This window comes from Azonexus hydrophilus (assembly GCF_905120355.1).
GTDB lineage: Bacteria > Pseudomonadota > Gammaproteobacteria > Burkholderiales > Rhodocyclaceae > Azonexus.
Genome location: NZ_CAJHOB010000017.1, coordinates 15,056 through 34,569 on the forward strand (window position 1 = coordinate 15,056; position 19,514 = coordinate 34,569).

A 19,514-nucleotide genomic window follows, 5' to 3' on the forward strand; every position below is an offset into this window, starting at 1 on the left:
GTCATGTTCTCCGGCATCGTCGCGGCAATCGGCCGCATCACATTGGTCACTCCACGCGAAGTTGGTTGCCGGCTGACGGTCGACGCCGGCGCACTTCCGCTCGCCGATGTCGCCCTCGGCGACTCCATTGCCCACAACGGTGTCTGCCTGACCGTCGTCGCCAAGGAAGGCAACAGCTTCATGGTGGATGTCTCGCCGGAAACCCTCTCCTGCACCGTCGGCCTTGATGCCCCGGGCCCGGTCAATCTGGAAAAAGCCCTGCGCCTCAATGACGTCATCGGCGGCCACCTCGTGTCCGGCCACGTCGACGGCATTGGCGAAGTACTGCGCTTCGACCCCGTCGGCGACAACCGCCTGCTCGAAATCCGCGCCCCCGAAGAAATTGCCCGCTATATCGCCCGCAAGGGCTCGATCGTGGTCGACGGCACCAGCCTCACCACCAACACCGTTGACGGCCGCAACTTCACCATCAACCTGATCCCGCACACCCTGGAACACACCACGCTGGGCCGTCTGCAACCCGGTAGCAAGGTCAACCTGGAAGTCGACCTGATCGCGCGCTATTGCGAGCGGCTGCTGACACACGTCAACGCCGCCTGATCACAGCCCCCCACCCCTGCCAGCAGTCTCGCTTGCCTTACTGCTGGCAGCCCCCACAGAAACTCGCAGTTCCCGCAGAGGCGCCACAACAAAACCCAAGCCTCTCACTACCTGCCGCCCATGCTTTCATCCCCATCCCGCCAGCTACGCACCGTCTTCGTCGGTCTCTCCCTGCTGTTGATGCTGTCTTTTCTGGCTGGCTACTGGTGGTCACTCAGCATCAATCATCAGCAGATGCGGGCCGACATTGCGCGGCAGGCCGAAATCCGGGCGGCGCAGTCGGCCGACGCCATGGCCCAGCAAATGGCCATGCTGGCACAGCATCTCGATTACATCCTGCAGACGCTGGCTAGGGAATACCGCATGCAACCCCCGGCCGATTTCCATCGACTGGCACAGGGCATGATTTCCGACCACCCTCCTGACAGCATCGTTCAGATCGCCATTGCTGACGCCCAGGGCTGGGTCCGCTATTCCAGCCTCGGCACACCTCCCGGGCAGGCGCCGGCCTCGATTGCCGACCGTGAGCATTTCCAGGTTCACCAACAGGCTGCCAACCCCCGCCTGCATATCAGCAAACCGGTCAAGGGGCGCGTTTCCGGCCGCTGGTCGATCCAGTTCTCGTACCCGATCCTTGCTGCCGGCCACTTCAAGGGCGTCATTGTCCTCTCGCTCTCGCCCAACTATCTCGCTTCCCTGCTTGGACAACTGGCGGTGCACCCGGAAGACACCGCACTTCTCGTGCGCGATGACGGCTACTACCTCGCCCGCACCAGCCACCTGGAAAACGTCCTGGGGACGACGCTGCCGGCCAGCCGCCCTTTCCTCCAGACAGACGCAGCGCTGCAGGGGAATTACGATATTTCAGGGCAGGTCGATGGTACGCATCGTTTCTACGGCTGGCGCAAACTCCCCCAATTCGGCCTCAATCTGGTCATAGGCCTGGCTTCCGCCCCCATTCTCGCGCCGGTCGAAGCCACCATCCGCACGAGCCGTATCCGCAGCGCCCTCGGCAGCGTCCTGCTCGTCTTCGCCTCGCTCTGGATCGCCGCCCTTTTCTGGCGCCTGGAAAACCAGAAACAGACGTTGCGCACGGTATTCGAAACACTGCCCGTCGGCGTCATGATCGTCGATGCCGAGGGCAACATCACCGGCTGCAACACCCGCGCAGCCGAAATTCTGACCGACGGCAAGAGCTGCCTGCCCAATCTGGACACCCCCCGCCTGACTTCCCGCCTCACCGACAAGGACGGCACCCCCGTTGCCCCGACCGACGCACTGGCGAAAACAGCCTGGTCGGGGCAGGAACGCATTGATGGACTCACCCTCGGCCTGCATCCAATCGACGATGAAATCAGCCAGCCGCGCTGGATCTCGATCAACGCCACACCGCAGACAAATGGTCGCAAGGGGGCAATCGTCGTCCTTACCGACATCACGCCGCAAATGGCTTCGGCCCAGTTCCGGCGCGCCCTGCTCGACAACAGCGCCACCGCCATCGCCATCGCCGGTGCCGGCCGTCAGATCACCTACATCAACCGCCAGGTCAGCCGCCTGCTCGGCCATGGCCGCGATGCCATGGTTGGGCAGAATTTCCGCATGATCCACCTGGACGAAGCCCACTACCTCAACTTCGAACGCCATTACACGCAACTGGTGCGCGACACCCAGCTGGAAACCGAATACCCCTTACGCCACCAGGATGGCAGCATCCGCTGGTGCACCATCCACGGCACGCTGCTCAAGTTGCCGCGCCAGGAAACCCAGGTCATCTGGAGCCTGCTCGACAACACGGCCCGCCACTATGCCCAGGAAGCCCTGGCGGCCACCAGCCAGCGCCTGGCCGTGGTGATCGACCGCTTTCCGGCCGGCATCCTGGTCGCCGACACGCAGGGCCGGATCAGCCACAGCAACCAGACGCTGGCCACGCTGTTCGGTCAGGCATTTTCGCCGGAGAATCTGCACGGGCGGACGCTCGCCGAAGTGCGCTCGAACCTGGCGCCCCATCTCGCCGACACCTCCCCGCACACCGACGACGAACGCACCCTGCAGCTGAGCGATGGCCGCACCCTCATCCACGAAACCATTGCCATCAACACCCAGCACACGCCCAGCGGCCACCTGCTCATCTATCAGGACATCACCGAATACAAGGAACGCGAACGCCTGCTTGAACGTCTGGCCACCACCGACGCCCTGACCGGGTTACCCAACCGGCGCTGCTTCATCCAGAGTTGCGAAGACGAACTGCAGCGCTGGCGCCGTTACGGTGGCGAATGCGGCACCCTCGTCATGTTCGATCTGGATCATTTCAAGCGGGTCAACGCCACCTGGGGCCACGCCGTCGGCGATCAGGTGCTGGTGCAGGTCGCCGGCATCACCCGCCAACTGCTGCGCACGACTGATACCGCCGGTCGTCTGGGTGGCGAAGAATTCATGATCCTGCTGCCCAGCACCACCCTCGCCGGCGCCCGACAACTGGCCGAGCGGCTACGCCAGACGATTGCCGACACCCCGGTCGAAGGACCGGAAGACACCTTCAACGTCACCGCCAGCCTGGGCATCACCCTCTTCCCCGCGCACGACACGGATGATCTGCCGCAAGCCATGCAGCGTGCCGACCAGGCCCTCTATATCGCCAAATCGTCCGGGCGCAATTGCGTCTGCGAACTATGACTCTGGAGATCGGACCATGCGCCTTACCCTCTGTCTTCTCTATTGCCTCGTCCTGACCGGCTGCGCCACCTACGGCGACTCTGCCCTGCAACCAGGGCAAAGCACCACGACCCGCATCGAGCAGCGCCTGGGGCCGCCCGCGCTACGCTGGAGCGAAGCCAGCGGCGGCGAAACCCTGGTCTACCCGACCGGCCCGATGGGCTACCACACTTGGTTTTTCCGCACCAATGCCGAACACGTGCTGATTGAGCGCAAAAATGTGCTGAACAGCGCCCATTTCGCCAAAATTCAGGCGGGCATGAGCGAAGAGGAGGTGTTGCGCGTCATCGGACCGCCTTATCCTGCCTGGACCGTCTATTTCAAGGCCCGCGACGAGCTGGTGTGGGAATGGCGTTATTGTGACGACTGGAACGAACCCGCCCGTTTCAATGTTCTGTTCGACGGCAGCAGCCGGCGCGTACGTTCGACCTATGCCGCACCGGAGAAACTGCGCGCCGCCTTGGATTTCCAGTATCAGCCCCGTTGGTGTGGGCATTGAAACCCCTGGTAACACCTAAAACCCGCAACAAGCCTTGAAATCCCCCGCCCCCATCCCCATAATGGGAGGCATGGTTGTAATTCCGGCAATCTGGAGGCGTTCTGGACAGGGGTTCGATTCCCCTCACCTCCACCCAAGGGCATTCGCTGAGTGCCCTTGCGATGGGGGTGTACTGGCTTCGACAGGGCGGGCAAAGGTGCGCAGGCAACCCGAAAGGCGACGAACGTAATTCGCGCAAAACCATAAACGCCAACGATGAGCGTTTCGCTGTTGCCGCCTAATCGGCACAGCTGGGGCCGCTGAAGCCTTATTACCCAAGACAGCCGGCGGGGACTTCGGTCCCCGTCGTCACGTTTACATACCACGCACACAGCAAAACGCCCCGGCTGCGCGTGCAGACCGGGGCGTTTTGCTGCGGATCAGGTCAGAATTTGACGTTGATACCGGCGTAGAGGGAGCGGCCCATACCAGGAACCGGCGTGCCCCACAGCGGCACCACACCGTTCGGCACGTTGTTCGCACTCGCCGACATCGTCGTCCCCTGGCCGAGGTAGGCCCCTCCCAGCGGCATCTCGTAGTAACGATCAAACAGGTTTTCAACGCCAAAATCGAGGCGCACCTGCTTCCAGGCATGGCTGAAGCGCAGGTTGACCAAGCTGTAGCCGGACGTCTTCATCTCATTGCGCGCTTCGGACACCTTGCGCTTGGCGGAAACACCGATGATTTCCAAAGCATTGTCCCAGCCCGCCAGTTTCTGGGTCAGGGTCAGCTTGCCATTGAGCGGCATGATGTTGTAAAGGTCGTCACCGGTTTTGCGGTTCTTGCCCCGTGTGTAATTCACCAGGCCTTTCACCCCGAAATCACCCAGTGAGTTCTTGCCGATCGACATCCGCCCGGACAAATCGATACCGTAAAGGCGCGCTGAATGATTGTCGTAGCGCAGTACAGTGAATTGGTCACGCAACAAAACGGTACGCGCAGCATTCGCGGCACCGTTCCACTGCACGGCGTCAATGTAATCATCCACGTAGGTGTAGTGCGGCGTCAGCTTGAGCTCGCGGCTACGGTCGGCATTGTGCCAATCGAAGGTGGCCGACAGCGTGTAGGCTTTTTCAGGATCGAGATCGAGATTGCCGACATAGCCGTTACCATCGCCAACGAAATTATTCATTAGCGCTGCCATCTGCCAAGTCGACCAAGGATAGGTTTCGTAGAGGCTGGGCGAACGGGTTTTGCGCGCAAAACCGAATTCCATATCGAAGGCGGAACTTGCCTGATAACGCGTCAGCGCAGTGAAATCCCAGTTGTTGTCATGACGGGAACGGTCACTCGCGTTGAAGGCATCGCCATCCCGTTGCTGATAATTAAACATGGGCGCCGCACCGTTTGAAGTTGGGTTATAACCACGCGCCGCGCCAGCATCCATGCTCACCCGCTCGTAACGCAAGCCCAGCAAAGTCGTCCACCGCTCACTGTGCTGGGTCTCCCACTCGACAAAAACCGCCTTGCGGTCGCGTTCTCCGTCGTTGATGTTAACAAAAGTACCGGGCCACATGCCACCGCCGGAGGCAGGCCACCAATCGTCGAGGCGGAAGCGCTGCAGCTCGCTACCCACCCGCAGCAGATCGTTATTACCCAGCTTGATGTCGGCCTTGAGGCTGGCCCCCGTGGTCCGGGTTTCTGTCTTCATCGGCATGCCCTGGGCGCAGGCTGAGCTCATGGCACCACAGGGCACTGGATCAAGCGCTCCCGGGCCACCTGTAGCATTGCCATACCAGAACCGTTTATCCCGCCCGAAATCCATGAAGTGATCGACCGTCTCGTGATACGCGCGGGCCTCCATCTGCCCCCAGTCATATTTACCCAGCCAGCGCAGATTCACCCGCTTCTGTTCGTTATCCAGCAGGTCCATGCGCTGGTTGGGGTAAAGCTGTTCCGGCATGTTCTGGTAACCAAACTTCACCTCGAACAGGTGGTTGGCGTTACGTACCGCCATACCCAGGGTATGGTTGGCCGTTTCGTAGGCAGTCGAACCGACCACATCACGGCCCAGACGCTTCCCGGCGCGGCCGGTGGCGGTGTAATCTTTGAAATTCTTGCCGGCAACGTAATCGTTGGCCTTGCTGTAGGCGCCGGTATAACTCAGGTTGATGTTTTCGGTGGCAAAAGTGGCGCTGGCGTTGGCACCACGCGCATCGTTGTTGCTGCGGTAGAAGCTGCCGACTTCGCCCTTGAGCAGATGACCGGTGCCGGGGGCTGCGAATTCAGGCGCCTTGGTTTCGGCAATGATGCTGCCGCCAATCGAATCCCCCCCCGCGCTGACCGGACTGATGCCGGCGTAGACGGTGAGCGTATCGACCTGGCTGGGATCGAGGTAGGACAAAGCCGGATTCATGTGATTGGGGCAGGCGGCGATCAGATCCATGCCATCGATCTTGACCCGCAGCCGGTCATCCGCCAGACCATGAATGACTGGCAGGCTGGACACCTGGCCGGCACCGTAGAAGCTGACCCCAGGGACGTCCTGCAGCATCTGCGCGACATCGCTGGTGCGCGCCCCCTGCGGTTTCAGGCTATCACCACCGAGACGGGTGGTGCTCCCCTCGGTGCGCTCACGCGCATCCTGCACAACGACTTCCTTCAACGTCGTTTCTGCCTGCCCCCAGGCGGCGGCGGAAAAGGCCAGGCCAATGGCCGCTGCCAGCGGCTGAATACGGTAACGCATGAGGATCCCTCCCTGTTTTCAAAATGGGAGGGATTGTCGGCGAGTGAGGCCGGCGCAGGAATGCGGCAAATCGTCGCACCCCGTGCGCAGCCTGGCACCACCTTGTGCGCTCAGGCGTTCAGCTTTTCCAGCGCATCCCGCAATTTTGCTGGTTCTTCGAGGCGCAGGAGGCGACGCACCGCCGAGGTCAGCTCGGAAAGATCCGATTTCAGAATCCGACTTTTCACCTTCAAGATCTGCGACGGATGCATGGAGAAAATCCGTAGCCCCATGCCCAGCAGCAGGCGGGTGAGTTTGGGGTCACCGGCCATTTCCCCGCAGACGGAAACCGGAATTCCGACTTTTTCGGCGCTGCTCAGGGTATGCGCCAGGAGCATCAGCACCGCCGGATGCAGCGGGTCGTACAAAGCGGCCACCTGCTCATCGGAACGATCAATGGCCAGGGTGTACTGGATCAGGTCGTTGGTCCCGATCGAAAGAAAATCCAGGCGCCGCAGGAAGAGGCCGATGGCCAGCGCCGCCGCCGGAATTTCAATCATGCCGCCGACGGGAATCTGTTCGTCAAAGGCGATTTTCTCGCCACGCAGGCTCGATTTGGCCTGCTCCACCGCCGCCAGGGTCTGATCGATTTCATGTGCATGCGCCAGCATGGGAATGAGTAGCTTCACCGGCCCGAAGCGGGAGGCGCGCAGGATGGCGCGCAGCTGGATCTGGAACATCCGGGGTTCGGACAGTGACAGACGAATCGCCCGCCGACCCAGCGCCGGATTGGTCTTGACGCGACTGCTGGCCTCCGGATGCAGATCCTTGTCCGCCCCCAGATCGAAGGTACGGATGGTGACCGGTCGCCCTCCCATACCCTTGACCACCTTTTTATAGGCCTCGAACTGTTCCTCTTCGTCCGGCATGTCGCCGCGATTGAGAAAGAGGAATTCGGTCCGGAACAAACCGACACCCTCGGCGCCACCATCCAGTGCATCGGCGACGTCACCCGGCAGTTCGATATTGGCGTGCAGGGCAATCGCTTCGCCGTCCAGCGTTTGCGTCGGCGAATTCTTGAGCTGGCGCAGCTTGCTTTTTTCCAGCTCGATCTGCTCCATGCGCAGCCGGTATTCCTCCAGCACACGCACGTCAGGATTGACGATGACGATGCCGCGCATGCCATCGACGATGAGCTGCTCGCCATCACGAATCAGGGCGCGCCCGTTCTCCAGGCCGAGCACCGCCGGAATGGCCATGCTGCGCGCGAGAATCGAAGTGTGCGAAGTTGCCCCGCCAACATCGGTGATGAAGGCGGCAAAGCGCTGATCCTTGAAGGCAATGGTATCGGCCGGCGACAGATCGTGGGCAACGATGATCAGCGCCTCTTCCCGAGCAGCCTTGCCGGCCTTGAATGAAGCACGCGCCGGATGGCCGAGCAGTTCCTTGACCACCCGTTCCACGACCTGCACGACATCAAATTTGCGTTCGCGCAGGTAAACGTCCTCGAACTGGTCGAACTGCGCCACCAGATATTCCATCTGCTGTACCAGCGCCCATTCGGCGTTGCAGCGGCGTTCGCGAATGATCTCGCGCGGTTTGGCCGACAGTTCGCTATCGGCGAGAAACATCAGGTGCACATCGATGAAGGCACTCAACTCGGGCGGCGCATGTTCGGCATTTTCCTTCAGCGCCAGGAATTCCTTCCTGACGGCGTCGACGGCAGCATCGAAGCGGGCGATTTCCTTATCGACCTGGCGTGGCGCCAGGGTCAGGTGGGCCACTTCCAGCGTCGCCTGCGAAATGAGGTGCGCCCGGCCAATGGCGATGCCCGCCGAGACGCCCAGTCCGTGCAGGGTAAAACTCATCGCCTACTCCCCTTCGCCGAAATAATCGGCAATCAGGGCCAGCAGCGCGGTCATGGCCTCCTGTTCATCGGCGCCTTCGGTTTCCAGCGTCACCAGCGAGCCCTTGCCCGCTGCCAGCATCATCACCCCCATGATGCTCTTGGCGTTCACCCGCCGTTCCCCTTTTGTCAGCCATACTTCGCAGGAAAACTTGCTGGCCAGTTGTGTCAGCTTGGCACAGGCCCGGGCGTGCAGGCCGAGTTTGTTGATGATCTGGGTTTCCTGGGTAAGCATGGCGCGGTATCGAATCGGTTGAAGAACGGTAAATTCTACATTGCATACCCCACCGCTCAGCCACCGGACTGCACACAAAGCGCAATGCACTGGCGCACGCGGTGGCACAAATCCGTTCATCAGATTTTTCTGATTTTCATGCAAACCCATGAAAACACATCATTTGCAGCGAAAAAGCAGGGATACTCCGCACACCCCTTTGCCCGGAGCCCGCATGTTTGCCCGCTTTTCCCTAGCCGCCAGCATTGTCTTGTCCACCCTGTGCCTTGCCCCCGGGGCCCGTGCCGGCGCCACACTAGCAGACACCTGGATCGAGCCCGGCAGCGGCATGGAATTCGTGTTGATCAAGGGAGATTGCTACCTGATGGGCGATACCTTTGGCGATGGCGAACACAATGAGGTGCCCGTCCACGAGGTATGTCTGGATGATTATTACCTGGGGAAATACGAGGTTACCCAGGGGCAATGGCAACGCGTCATGGGAGACAACCCGGCCGAGTATGCGCACGGTGAAAATCACCCGGTGGAAAGCGTGATGCTGACCGAAATCGACGCCTTCATCCACCGCTTGAACCGCAGTAGCGGGGAAGTTTTCCGCCTGCCCAGCGAAGCCGAATGGGAATTTGCCTGCCGCGGCGGTGGCCAGGCGGTGAAATACGGCACCGCGGACAAGCACATCAGCCCGCACAATGCCCACATCGGCGGCGAGGCAACGTCACCCTGGCCGGGCACCGCTCCGGTCGGCAGTTTCGCCGCCAATGCCCTGGGCGTGCACGACATGTCTGGCAATGTCTGGGAATGGGTGTCCGACATTTACGCAGCGGACGCCTACAGCAAACATCGACGCCACAATCCACGCTTCGATGCGCCCGGCCCCAGCCGTCTGGTCCGTGGCGGGGCCTGGTCACACGACGGCCATTTTGCCCGCTGCAGCAAGCGCCACATGCACTGCCGTCCCAGCGTGCGCTACGACATCATCGGCTTCCGCCTGGTGCGCGAAGTGCCCAGACTCAGCACGCGCCAAGGCGAACAATAGAAAAGCCAGGTTCAACCTGGCTTTGTGGGTGAATCGGCCTGCCGGCAAATGGCATGGGCCAAGCTCGGCACAGCATCACAGCAATTCCTTGCGCAATTCGGCCGCAGATTTGATCGACAGCAGACCTGGTGCGACGTCGAAAGCCGTCTTGGCGCCGATCTGGCCTTGCTGATTCAGCCTGAAGGCAGCACGAGCGTAGGCCACCAGCACACTGGCGGTAAATTCCGGGTTGCTGTCGAGTTTCAGGGAATACTCCACCACCTGCTTGTGCTCGGCGCTGGTGCTGCCGCTACGGATCACGAATCCACCATGCGGCATCTTGCCGTGTTCCTTCTGCAGCACTTCTTCGCTGACGAAGTTCACCGTGGTGTCGTAATCGGAGAAGTAGTTCGGCATAGTGACGATCGCCGCTTCCACCGCCTTGGCATCGGCGCCTTCCGCGAGCACCACGAAACATTCACGCGTGTGCTTCTGCCGTGTCGTCAGGCTGGGGCAGCTACCGCTGCGAACGGCTTCGATCGCCGCCGGCGACGGCAGGGTGTACTGCACACCGGCCTTGACCCCCGGAACGCGGCGGATGGCATCCGAATGCCCCTGACTGACGCCCTTGCCCCAGAAGGTATAGGTTTCGCCCGCCGGCAGCACGGCTTCACCATAGAGGCGGTTGATGGAGAACATGCCGGGATCCCAGCCGATGGAAATCAGCGCCGTTTTCTTCGCTGCCAGTGCCTGCGCATCGACAGCGGCGAAGTATTCGGGAATGGCGGCATGGGTGTCGAAGCTGTCGACGGTGTTGAACTGGGCTGCCAGCAGCGGTCCTTGCTGCGGCAGATCGTCCTTGGAACCGCCGCACAGGATCAGCACGTCGATCTTGTCCTTGAACTGGCCGATGTCGGCCAGTGCATGTACCGGTGTGCCGGCAGTTGCCGGTGTCAGCGATTGCGGCGCCCGGCGGGTGAAAATGCCGACCAGCTGCATGTCGGGGTTCTTGGCCAGGGCGGCTTCGACGCCACGGCCGAGGTTGCCGTAACCGGCAATACCAATGCGGATTTGCGTACTCATATTTTGTATCCTGAGTGAGAGGTTGCAGTCACGCCCGCGCGTGGCAGCGCCACGGCAAAGGGCGAAAGATATTACACCCTCCCCCGCCACGCCACACCAGCGCAGCGTACTGGCCGGGCGCAATTTTTTGGCCCGCCGCCACCACAGCGCCGCCGGAAGAGTTCAGCGGCCTTCGCCCCAGGGCGCAAGCAAGCGGTGTGGCACCTGCAGTTGATCCAGCACCCGCGCCACCACGAAATCGACGATCTCCGCCACGCTCTGCGGTCGCTGATAGAAACCGGGGCTGGGGGGCAGGATCACCGCGCCGGCGCGCGCCAGACGCAGCATGTTTTCCAGGTGCAGCACGGAAAACGGCGTTTCCCGCGGCACCAGGATGAGTTTGCGACCTTCCTTGAGCACCACATCGGCCGCCCGTTCGATCAGGTTGTCCGACAAGCCCTGGGCAATCGCCGCCAGCGTACCCATGGTGCACGGACACACCACCATCGCCTGCGGCGGGTTACTGCCGGAGGCAATCGGTGCGAACCATTCCTCACGCCCGAAGACCTGCAGCAGTTCCGCCGGCACGCCGGGCAGGCGAGCCAGCAGCGCGGCCCGTGCCTCTGCCGGACGACTGGGCAATTCCAGATCGAGCTCCTGGCGGGCGACGATCTGTGCCGCCTGCGAATACACCAGCTGCACCGGCCGCTCTGCCCGCAGCAGACATTCCAGCAGACGCAAGCCATAGGCCAGACCGGAGGCGCCCGTCAACGCCAGGCACACCGGTGCGTGGGCAGTCATGCCAGCCCCCGATGGCGGACCAGCACCCGCGGCGCCTGACCGGCAAATTCCCGGCACAGCGTTTCCGCCAGATAGACCGAGCGGTGCTGCCCCCCGGTACAGCCAATACCCACGGTCAGATAGCTGCGGTTGTCGCGGACATAACTCGGCAACCAATCGGCCACGAACCGGGCAATGTCACGACGCATCCGCAATACATCCGGGGACGCCTCGAGAAAGGCGATCACCGGCGCATCGCGCCCGGTCAGCGGACGCAGCGCCAGATCGTAGAAGGGATTGGGCAGGCAGCGGACATCGAACACCAGATCGACATCGAGCGGCAAGCCATGCTTGAAGCCGAACGACTGGAACAGCAGCGTCAGGCCGCCCTCACCCGTCCCGCTGATGAATTGCCGCACCCAGTCGCGCAGGGCGTTCGCCTTCAGGTCACTGGTATCGATCCGGTGCCCCAACTCGGCCAGCGGCGCCAGCAATTCGCTTTCCCGGCGAATGGCCTCCTCCAGCGTCCGGCTTTCCGTCGTCAGGGGATGCCGGCGGCGGCTCTCCGAATAGCGTTTGATGAGCGTTTCTTCGCCAGCCTGCAGAAACAGGAAACTGTAGCGCACACCGTTTTTCTCCAGCTGCCGCAACCGCTCGGGTAGTAGCTCGATACCGTCGCCCGAGCGCGCGTCGATACCTACCGCCACCTTGCTGATTTTCTCCTGGCGCAGCATGTCGATCAGCACGGTGAGCATCACCACCGGCAAGTTATCGACGCAGTAGAAACCCGCATCCTCCAACAGATTCAGAGCCACCGACTTGCCTGAGCCGGACAAACCGCTGATCAGCACCAGTTCCATCGTCCTTTGACCTCTCTTCTGGGATAAATCCATGTTGCGCGGACCCTGCCGCACCGCTGCGGCTGATTATCCCCGCAACCGCCTGCTTCACCAAACCGCAGCAGTGCGGACATGCCCTGCCAAGCGGCTGTTTTTTACCGGCTATTTTCTGCCCCATGGTAAACTCGGCAGCCTCATTTGCCTTCATTCGCGTCTTGTCCATGACCGAGAACACCACTCCCGCGCAGGAAAAATCCGTCGATACCCGCAGCGTACTGAAAGACCTGCAAACCCGTTACCCGGTATTCCGTGATTTCAGCCCGCTCGCCATCGGCATCGACAAGCAGTTGTTCGCGGCTCTGCCTGACCTGAGCCGCAAGACCGTACGCCTGGCCATGCGCAGCCACACCATGACCACCCGCTACCTGAAGGAAATGGAAAAAGGCACACAGCGCCTGAATCTTGACGGCAGCCCCGCCGGCGATGTCACCGATGAAAATCGCCAGCACGCCAGCGAGCTGCTCAAGGAACGCTTCAAGAAACAGGCCGAGCAACGTAAAGCCGCAGAACAGGCCGCGCGTGCCGAAAGCCGCAAACAGGAAAAGCTGCTCGCCCTGACTGAAAAATTCGGGCGCAAATAAGCCTTCCCGCAGGCAAACCTCTGCGCACGCTTGCTCTGCCTGCCACACTGTGGCACGTTTGCACAACGCGAGCGGCAGCGTCCGTACTCGCGCAGCACTAGCACAGGCATGGAGTGAGGGCGGATGCGGGATTTCGTGCGTCGATTTTTTCGCAGCACACGCGGGGAGTGGCTGTTTCTGGCCGCCAATCTGGCCCTACTGGCCGGCTTCCTCGCGTTTTCACTCCTTTCCGACCGCCGCAGCATCGCGCACGGCGAAGAAAATCGGCTCGCCACCCAGACCCAGGTCATTCACGATCTGTTGCTCAGCCGGTTCAGCAGCATTCGCCGCGCGCATCTGAACCTGCAGAACGAACTGCACACTGCCCAGGCACGGGGAGTGAACCCCATGCCTTTCGTCGAACGCCGCCTACAAGGGTTTGCCGAGGTCATTCCCGGCGTGCGCAGCATGTCGCTGTTGAACGCCAGCGGTGCGGTCATCGCCAGCAGCCGCCACGAGCTGATCGGGATGAACTTTCACGACCACAGCTATTTCCAGTTACCACAGCACAGCGATGATCTCGCCACGCTCTACCTCAGCCCGCCCTACACCACCGCGCTGGGCAGCTGGTCGATCAGCCTGTCGAGCAGGATCAACGACGCCCGCGGCAAACTGGCCGGCGTCATCGTCAGCACTCTTGATCCAGAGCGTCTGTCGCAACAGCTGCAATCGGTCATCTACGCCCCCGACATGTGGATTGCCGCAACGCATGGCAATGGTCAGCTGTTTCTCATGCTGCCCGAGCTGCCCGTTCCCAGAGGCCACAATCTTCTGGGCGCCGGCAGCATGTTCCAGCGCCACATCGAGAGCAGTGCCACAAGCAATTATCTGAGCGGCGTCTTGCCTGGCAGCGACGCGCAGCGGGTCATGTTCATCCAGACCCTGCGGGCTCCCGAGCTACACCTCGATTTTCCCATGCTGATCGCTGCCAGCCGCAACCGCGAAGACCTTTATGCCCCGTGGTGGCGCAGCCTCTGGCAGCAGTTGCTGCTCTACTCCCTGCTTGCCGGCAGCAGCAGCCTCGGGCTCTGTCTGACGCAGCGGCGACGACGGCAGAATCGACAGCTACAGCGGGCAAATGAGCGAATTTTGCGCGACAAGAACCACGTCCTGGAAGAATTGAACCAGCAACTGCAGGCCCAGAGTAACGCCCTGCAGGCCATGGCGTTCCGCGATGGCCTGACGGGCATCGCCAACCGCCGCCGCTTTGACGAGGCGCTGACGGCCGAGTGGCGTCACTGCCGGCGCGAAGCCTTGCCGCTGGCGATCCTGATGATCGACATCGATTTCTTCAAACGCTACAACGACCACTACGGCCATCAGGCGGGCGACGAGTGCCTGCGGGCGGTAGCCCAGACCCTGAGCGGCAAACCCGGCAGAGCCCACGATTTGCTGGCACGCTACGGCGGTGAAGAATTCGTCTGCCTGTTACCCAACTGCGACCTGAGCGGCGCCAACATACTGGCGGAGGCATTACGCCAGGCGGTCGCCGATCTGCAGCTGGCACACGCGGACTCGCCAAGCGCCTCCTGCGTCACCATCAGTATTGGTGTCAGCTGCTGCATTCCGGAAGCAGAAGAAGGTGCCTGCGCACTGCTCGCTGCCGCTGACCAGGCGCTCTACCAGGCCAAGCAGAATGGCCGCAACTGCGTCGCGAGCGCACTGCCTGGGGTAACATCGACGGCCCATCCACTACCTCCGGGGCCACCATGCTGATTTCCCGTACCGATTGCCAGCTGCTGATCGTCGATATCCAGGAAAAACTGGCTTCCGCGATCCATGACAACGACACCGTGACGCGCAATGCCGTGCGCCTGCTCGAAGCGGCCCGCCTGCTGACGGTGCCGGCCTTTGTGTCCGAACAGTACGTCAAGGGCCTGGGACCGAGCCTGCCGGCCATCCGTGCGGCCGCCAGCGCGGCGCAGTTTTTCGAGAAAGTGCATTTCTCCTGCGCTGCCGAGCCGGGTGTGCTCGATCTGCTGCGCGCCAGCGGCCGCCCGCAGATCATCATCTGCGGCACGGAAACCCACGTCTGCGTCCTGCAAAGCGCCTTGGGGCTGCTGGCGGCGGGCTTTCAGGTTTTTCTCGTCGCCGATGCCGCGTCCTCACGCACAGCGGAAAACCGGCAGGCGGCAATCGACCGCATGCGCGCCTGCGGCGTGCAAGTCGTCACAACCGAGATGGTGTTGTTCGAGTGGCTGCACCGGGCTGCCAGCGAAGAATTCCGCCAGCTTCTGCCGCTCATCAAATAGGCCGCGTCAGCCTTTCAGCACCAGCGGCAAGCCCGCCGCCACCAGCGTCACCCGTTCGCAGACCGCCGCCAGCCGTTGATTGAGGCGTCCCTGCTCGTCAGCAAAGCGGCGCGACACCGGGTGCATGGGGACGATGCCGCAACCGACTTCATTCGACACCAGGATGATGCGGCCGGGTAGTGTCGGCAGGGCGGTGAACAAGGCCTCGGTTTCGCCGCTGAACACGGGGCAGTCGAGTGCCTGACCGGCCTCTGCCTGAGTCGCCGCCGCACCGGCGAAAAGCAGGTTGGACAACCACAGGGTCAGGCAATCGACCAGCAGGCAAACCCCGGGGGCGGCCTGACTGGCGAGCGTGGCTGCCAGATGAAGCGGTTCTTCAACGCACCCCCAGTGGGCCGGGCGGCGCTCCCGGTGGTGGGTGATGCGCTGCGCCATCTCGCCGTCGCCGCTCTGGGCCGTGGCGATGTAAACCACCCGTTCGCCGCTCTCCATAGCCAGCGTTTCCGCCAGCCGGCTCTTGCCGGAACGGGCTCCCCCGAGAATCAGATGACGCATCGCGAGCGCCCCTCAGAGTGGCGTGATCAGCTTGAACCAGACCTTGTCGCCACCGAAGCGGTTTTCGACCTGGGTTTCATGCTGCCACTGGAAGATCAGCTGGGTCTTGCCGGCAGTTTCGTATTTCACCGACGGCCCGAAAGCAAAGACCTGGCCGCGGTTGCCATCGCCCACCTTGCGCCCACGCTGCCGGTCATCCGTGACTTGCTTCAGGTAGTAACCACTCACACCAACCGACCAGGGTCCGAAATGCTTGCCCAGCAGGTAATCCATATGAAACTCATCCCCTGACTGGTAGTGGGTTTCGCGATTACGCGTCTTGATGTTGTACATGAACTTGGCCGACGCCTCCCAACCCTGAGAATTCAGGTAGGTGAGGGCAAAAATCGGCTCGACGCTGGTGTAATTGGCCCCCAGATTGCGCCCCGGATGGGCGTTGCGGTCAAAGGCGCCGGTCGGCAGATTGACATCCAGTCCCAACACGTAATGCCACTGCGGGCGATGCCAGGCAAGAATCAGCGGGGTCAGCGTCACGTCGCCGATGCTGGTGCGCCGGTCCTTGCCTGCCGGCGTGTCCATCGACAAGCTGACCAGGGGCAGAATGACGCTCCAGCCGTACTGCGCACCCCATAGCTGTTGCGGGGTCATCTGCACAAAGCGCAGGGCGTCGAAGGTGGCGTTCATGCGGACCTTCTTGCCCGCTGGACGCACCGTGTGCCCATCCCCATCGCGCAAGGTACCCGACCAGTTGCCGAAATAATTGAGGAAATAGTTACCCGGCGGCGGCATGGCCCCGGCAAACCAGTTTTCGGCCCCATTCGGATACTGGTCGCCGCCTTCCTTGGCGCTCAACGGCGCACTCGCCAGCACAGCGGCCAGCGCAATCAACCCCATCTTGTTCATGACATCCTCTCTCTTCATGTGTGTTTTACCTGCACCCCGGTGCTGTTGTCGCGCCGTAGGAGGCAGATTGTCGCATGCGCCCGGCACTTGCTGCATTCCGCCCTGAGATGCGCGATAATGCCCGCTTTCCGCCATCACGGAACCCGGTGCGCCGCTAGCGTGGCAATTCCGGGGCGGGCCCGCCGCTGTAACTGGGGACTTTGACTGCACGATGTCACTACGAGGGGAAACAGACCCTCCGGGAAGACGCAGTCAGGGAACGATCCAGAAGCCAGAAGACCTGACGGAAAATGAATCAAGCCTATGGACAAGGGCTTTGCCGCTGCGTCGCCGACGCGGGGGCAAAGCCTTTTTACTTTTGGAGAAACGGATGCTTTCCTCGTCACCCCTCCCGGCGCTTACGATTTCCCGCCCCGACCCGTCGCTGGCGGCCGCCTTGCAGCACAAGATCGACCGCAAGACCAAGCCGCTCGGCGCCCTCGGCGCACTGGAGCAGGTGGCACTGCAGATCGGCCTGATCCAGCAGAGCCTGACGCCCCAGCTGCGGCAACCACAGATGCTGGTGTTCGCTGGCGACCATGGCGCGGCCAAAGCGGGCGTCTCCGCCTACCCGCAGGAAGTCACCTGGCAAATGGTGGAAAATTTTCTTGCCGGCGGCGCGGCCATCAACGTCTTCTGCCGCCAGAACGGCTGGTCCCTGGCGGTCGTCGATGCCGGCGTGGCCCACGATTTCGGCCCGCGCCCGGGCCTGATCGATGCCAAGCAGGCCTGGGGCACCGCCAACTACATCGACGCCCCCGCCATGAGTAGCGCAGCGTGCGCCGCCGCCCTGGCGCGTGGCGCCGAACTGGTGCGCGACTACGCCGCCCGCGGCGGCAATGTGCTGGGGCTGGGCGAAATGGGCATCGGCAACACCGCCGCCGCCTCGCTCATCACCCACTGCCTGACCGGCACTCCCCTGGCGGACTGCATCGGCCGCGGCACCGGGCTCGACGATGCCGGCCTGCAACGCAAACAGCGCCTGCTGGCCAGTGCCCTCGAACGTTACCGGGCAGACGGCGGCGATAACGCGCCGCTGCGGGTACTGGCCGAATTCGGCGGTTTCGAGATCGCCATGCTCACCGGCGCCATCCTGGCCGCGGCCGAGCAGCGCATACTGCTGCTCATCGACGGTTTCATCGTCACCTCGGCCCTGCTGGTGGCCGTCCAGCTGGCACCGGCTGTACGCGATTACTGTGTGTTCTGCCACCATTCCGCCGAAAGCGGGCACCAGGCGCAGCTGGCCGCCCTGCAGGCAGAGCCGCTGCTCGACCTCGGCCTGCGTCTCGGCGAAGGCAGCGGTGCCGCGCTAGCCCTGCCGCTGGCACAGGCAGCGGTCAATTTCCTCAATGACATGGCAAGTTTTGACAGTGCCGGCGTGTGTGGCGACAAAACCAGCGGAGAAAACCAGCCGTGATTCGCCGCGAGCTGGAAAACTTCCTGGCGGCCGTACGTTTCTTCACCCGCCTGCCGGTGCCGGCCTGGGTCGGACATTCCACCGCCGGGCTGCAGGCCGCTATCCGCTGGTTTCCTGCCGTTGGCGCGCTGATCGGCAGTCTGGCCGCACTGGTGTACCTGCTGGCAGCGCAGGTCTGGCCAGCGCAGGTCGCCCTGTTGCTGTCGATGGCCAGCAGCATCTACCTGACCGGTGCTTTTCACGAAGATGGCCTGTCCGACACCGTCGATGGTCTGGGTGGTGGCTGGGACAAGGAACGTATCCTGGCCATCATGAAGGACTCCCACCTCGGCAACTATGGCGCGATTGCCCTGTGGCTGGCCTTGAGCGGCAAGTTCGCGCTGCTCGCGGCGCAGCCGGCCGCCCTGCTGCCCGCCATCCTGCTCGCCGGCCACACTCTGTCGCGCGCCTGCGCCGCCAGCCTGCTGGCGGCGCTCGATTACGCACGTGAAGATGCGCACAGCAAGGCCAAACCGCTGGCCACCCGTCTGGCGCCAGGCCCGCTCGTCTTTGCTCTGGCTTGCGGCCTGCTGCCGCTAGCCCTGCTGCCCTGGCCGCAGGCACTCTCCGGCCTCTTGCTGGCCGCCCTCGCCAGCTTCTGGCTGGCACGAAAATTCCAGCGCTGGCTGGGCGGCTACACCGGCGATTGCCTGGGCGCCACCCAACAGATCGCGGAACTTGCCTTTTATCTCGGCGTACTGGCGCAGTGGCCACAATGAGCGCATCCCACACGCTCTACCTGATCCGTCATCCACGCCCGCTGATCGCTCCGGGTGTCTGCTATGGCCGGCTCGACGTTGCCGCCGAAGACCCCCTGCCGATTGCCGCCGCCCTGCGCGCCCTGTTGCCAGCCGGCGCCCCGGTCTGGAGCAGCCCGCTGCAGCGCTGCCGCCTTCTGGCCGGGCATCTGCACCCGCAGCCCCGAGTGGACGAGCGCCTGCAGGAAATCGATTTCGGCGACTGGGAAGGACGGGCCTGGGACGACATTCCCCGCCAGGAAATCGATGCCTGGGCCGCCGACCTCCTGTATTACACACCGCCCGGCGGCGAATCGCCCGCCCGTCTCAGTGCCCGCGTCAATGCCTTTCTCGCGGAGCTTCCTCCCGGTGCGCACATCATTGTCACCCACGCCGGCATCATTCGTACCCTGCACAGCCGTGCCAGCGGCCAGCCGCTGGAAAAGGTCTTGCAGCAACCAGCAGCGGCCTACGGCAGCCTGACCCGGATGGTACTGCCCCCCGGCGACTGAAGCGCCGGGCCGGACCCGTTGGCCC

At 62.7% G+C, this 19,514-nt stretch carries 18 protein-coding genes, 1 other RNA gene and 1 riboswitch; of the genes, 11 read left to right on the top strand and 8 right to left on the bottom strand.

Annotated elements, in window-relative coordinates; genetic code table 11:
• The first annotated feature begins 3 nt into the window (after window positions 1-3).
• The 4 genes from JYJ39_RS12305 (at window position 4) to ssrA (ending at window position 4,165) form a co-directional block, all read left to right on the top strand.
• Entirely contained in the window at window positions 4-600 is a 597-nt protein-coding gene (locus JYJ39_RS12305; protein ID WP_205204709.1) for a riboflavin synthase, read from the top strand.
• Window positions 601-720: 120 nt separating this feature from the next.
• Window positions 721-3,276 (top strand): diguanylate cyclase domain-containing protein, encoded by a 2,556-nt coding sequence (locus JYJ39_RS12310; protein WP_205204711.1) that lies wholly within the window; start codon window positions 721-723, stop codon window positions 3,274-3,276.
• A gap of 16 nt (window positions 3,277-3,292) precedes the next feature.
• Window positions 3,293-3,814, top strand: a complete 522-nt coding sequence (locus JYJ39_RS12315; protein WP_205204713.1) for a hypothetical protein — start codon at window positions 3,293-3,295, stop codon at window positions 3,812-3,814.
• A gap of 20 nt (window positions 3,815-3,834) precedes the next feature.
• Window positions 3,835-4,165: a transfer-messenger RNA gene (ssrA, locus tag JYJ39_RS12320) on the top strand.
• Window positions 4,166-4,238: 73 nt separating this feature from the next.
• Here the strand turns inward: ssrA and JYJ39_RS12325 are convergent.
• From JYJ39_RS12325 to JYJ39_RS12335, 3 genes are all read right to left on the bottom strand, one after another.
• Window positions 4,239-6,539: a TonB-dependent receptor gene (locus JYJ39_RS12325; RefSeq protein ID WP_240189652.1), complete on the bottom strand. Its 2,301-nt coding sequence runs from the start codon at window positions 6,537-6,539 to the stop codon at window positions 4,239-4,241.
• Between the two features lie 110 nt (window positions 6,540-6,649).
• Entirely contained in the window at window positions 6,650-8,386 is a 1,737-nt protein-coding gene (gene ptsP / locus JYJ39_RS12330) for a phosphoenolpyruvate--protein phosphotransferase (RefSeq protein WP_205204715.1), read from the bottom strand.
• A 3-nt stretch (window positions 8,387-8,389) separates the two neighbouring features.
• Entirely contained in the window at window positions 8,390-8,659 is a 270-nt protein-coding gene (locus JYJ39_RS12335) for an HPr family phosphocarrier protein (protein WP_205204718.1), read from the bottom strand.
• 214 nt (window positions 8,660-8,873) lie between these two features.
• Between JYJ39_RS12335 and JYJ39_RS12340 the strand changes: the two genes are divergently transcribed.
• Window positions 8,874-9,695: a formylglycine-generating enzyme family protein gene (locus JYJ39_RS12340; RefSeq protein ID WP_205204720.1), complete on the top strand. Its 822-nt coding sequence runs from the start codon at window positions 8,874-8,876 to the stop codon at window positions 9,693-9,695.
• Window positions 9,696-9,770: 75 nt separating this feature from the next.
• Here the strand turns inward: JYJ39_RS12340 and JYJ39_RS12345 are convergent, their stop codons facing one another.
• The 3 genes from JYJ39_RS12345 to rapZ form a co-directional block, all read right to left on the bottom strand.
• The gene (locus JYJ39_RS12345) at window positions 9,771-10,757 is read right to left on the bottom strand and encodes a diaminopimelate dehydrogenase (RefSeq protein WP_205204723.1); all 987 of its coding nucleotides are present in this window, start codon (window positions 10,755-10,757) and stop codon (window positions 9,771-9,773) included.
• Window positions 10,758-10,919: 162 nt separating this feature from the next.
• Window positions 10,920-11,537: a flavin prenyltransferase UbiX gene (locus JYJ39_RS12350; RefSeq protein WP_205204724.1), complete on the bottom strand. Its 618-nt coding sequence runs from the start codon at window positions 11,535-11,537 to the stop codon at window positions 10,920-10,922.
• Window positions 11,534-12,376 carry an RNase adapter RapZ gene (gene rapZ, locus JYJ39_RS12355; RefSeq protein WP_205204725.1) on the bottom strand — a complete coding sequence of 281 codons (843 nt, stop codon included), beginning with the start codon at window positions 12,374-12,376 and terminating at the stop codon, window positions 11,534-11,536. Before rapZ ends, JYJ39_RS12350 begins: the two co-directional genes overlap by 4 nt.
• A gap of 200 nt (window positions 12,377-12,576) precedes the next feature.
• Between rapZ and JYJ39_RS12360 the strand changes: the two genes are divergently transcribed.
• The 3 genes from JYJ39_RS12360 (at window position 12,577) to JYJ39_RS12370 (ending at window position 15,287) form a co-directional block, all read left to right on the top strand.
• On the top strand, window positions 12,577-12,996 hold the full coding sequence (locus JYJ39_RS12360; RefSeq protein ID WP_205204726.1) for a ProQ/FINO family protein: 420 nt from the start codon (window positions 12,577-12,579) through the stop codon (window positions 12,994-12,996).
• Window positions 12,997-13,131: 135 nt separating this feature from the next.
• Entirely contained in the window at window positions 13,132-14,751 is a 1,620-nt protein-coding gene (locus JYJ39_RS12365) for a sensor domain-containing diguanylate cyclase (protein WP_205204727.1), read from the top strand.
• Window positions 14,745-15,287, top strand: a complete 543-nt coding sequence (locus JYJ39_RS12370) for a hydrolase (RefSeq protein ID WP_205204728.1) — start codon at window positions 14,745-14,747, stop codon at window positions 15,285-15,287. The genes JYJ39_RS12365 and JYJ39_RS12370 overlap by 7 nt, the downstream gene beginning before the upstream one ends.
• A 6-nt stretch (window positions 15,288-15,293) precedes the next feature.
• On the opposite strand, the gene cobU is transcribed toward JYJ39_RS12370, so the two are convergent.
• A complete protein-coding gene (gene cobU, locus JYJ39_RS12375) occupies window positions 15,294-15,842 on the bottom strand; it encodes a bifunctional adenosylcobinamide kinase/adenosylcobinamide-phosphate guanylyltransferase (protein WP_205204730.1) in 549 nt (182 codons plus the stop codon).
• Between the two features lie 12 nt (window positions 15,843-15,854).
• A complete protein-coding gene (locus tag JYJ39_RS12380) occupies window positions 15,855-16,763 on the bottom strand; it encodes a SphA family protein (RefSeq protein ID WP_240189653.1) in 909 nt (302 codons plus the stop codon).
• A 94-nt stretch (window positions 16,764-16,857) separates the two neighbouring features.
• Window positions 16,858-17,047: riboswitch (cobalamin riboswitch) on the top strand.
• 68 nt (window positions 17,048-17,115) lie between these two features.
• On the opposite strand from JYJ39_RS12380, the gene cobT reads away from it, so the two are divergent.
• The 3 genes from cobT to cobC are packed head-to-tail and all read left to right on the top strand — an operon-like array spanning window position 17,116 to window position 19,489.
• Window positions 17,116-18,201, top strand: coding sequence for a nicotinate-nucleotide--dimethylbenzimidazole phosphoribosyltransferase (gene cobT / locus JYJ39_RS12385; protein WP_205204732.1), 1,086 nt, complete (start codon window positions 17,116-17,118; stop codon window positions 18,199-18,201).
• Window positions 18,198-18,959 (top strand): adenosylcobinamide-GDP ribazoletransferase, encoded by a 762-nt coding sequence (locus JYJ39_RS12390; protein WP_345890788.1) that lies wholly within the window; start codon window positions 18,198-18,200, stop codon window positions 18,957-18,959. Before cobT ends, JYJ39_RS12390 begins: the two co-directional genes overlap by 4 nt.
• Window positions 18,956-19,489: an alpha-ribazole phosphatase family protein gene (gene cobC / locus JYJ39_RS12395; RefSeq protein WP_205204734.1), complete on the top strand. Its 534-nt coding sequence runs from the start codon at window positions 18,956-18,958 to the stop codon at window positions 19,487-19,489. Before JYJ39_RS12390 ends, cobC begins: the two co-directional genes overlap by 4 nt.
• Window positions 19,490-19,514 lie beyond the last annotated feature (25 nt).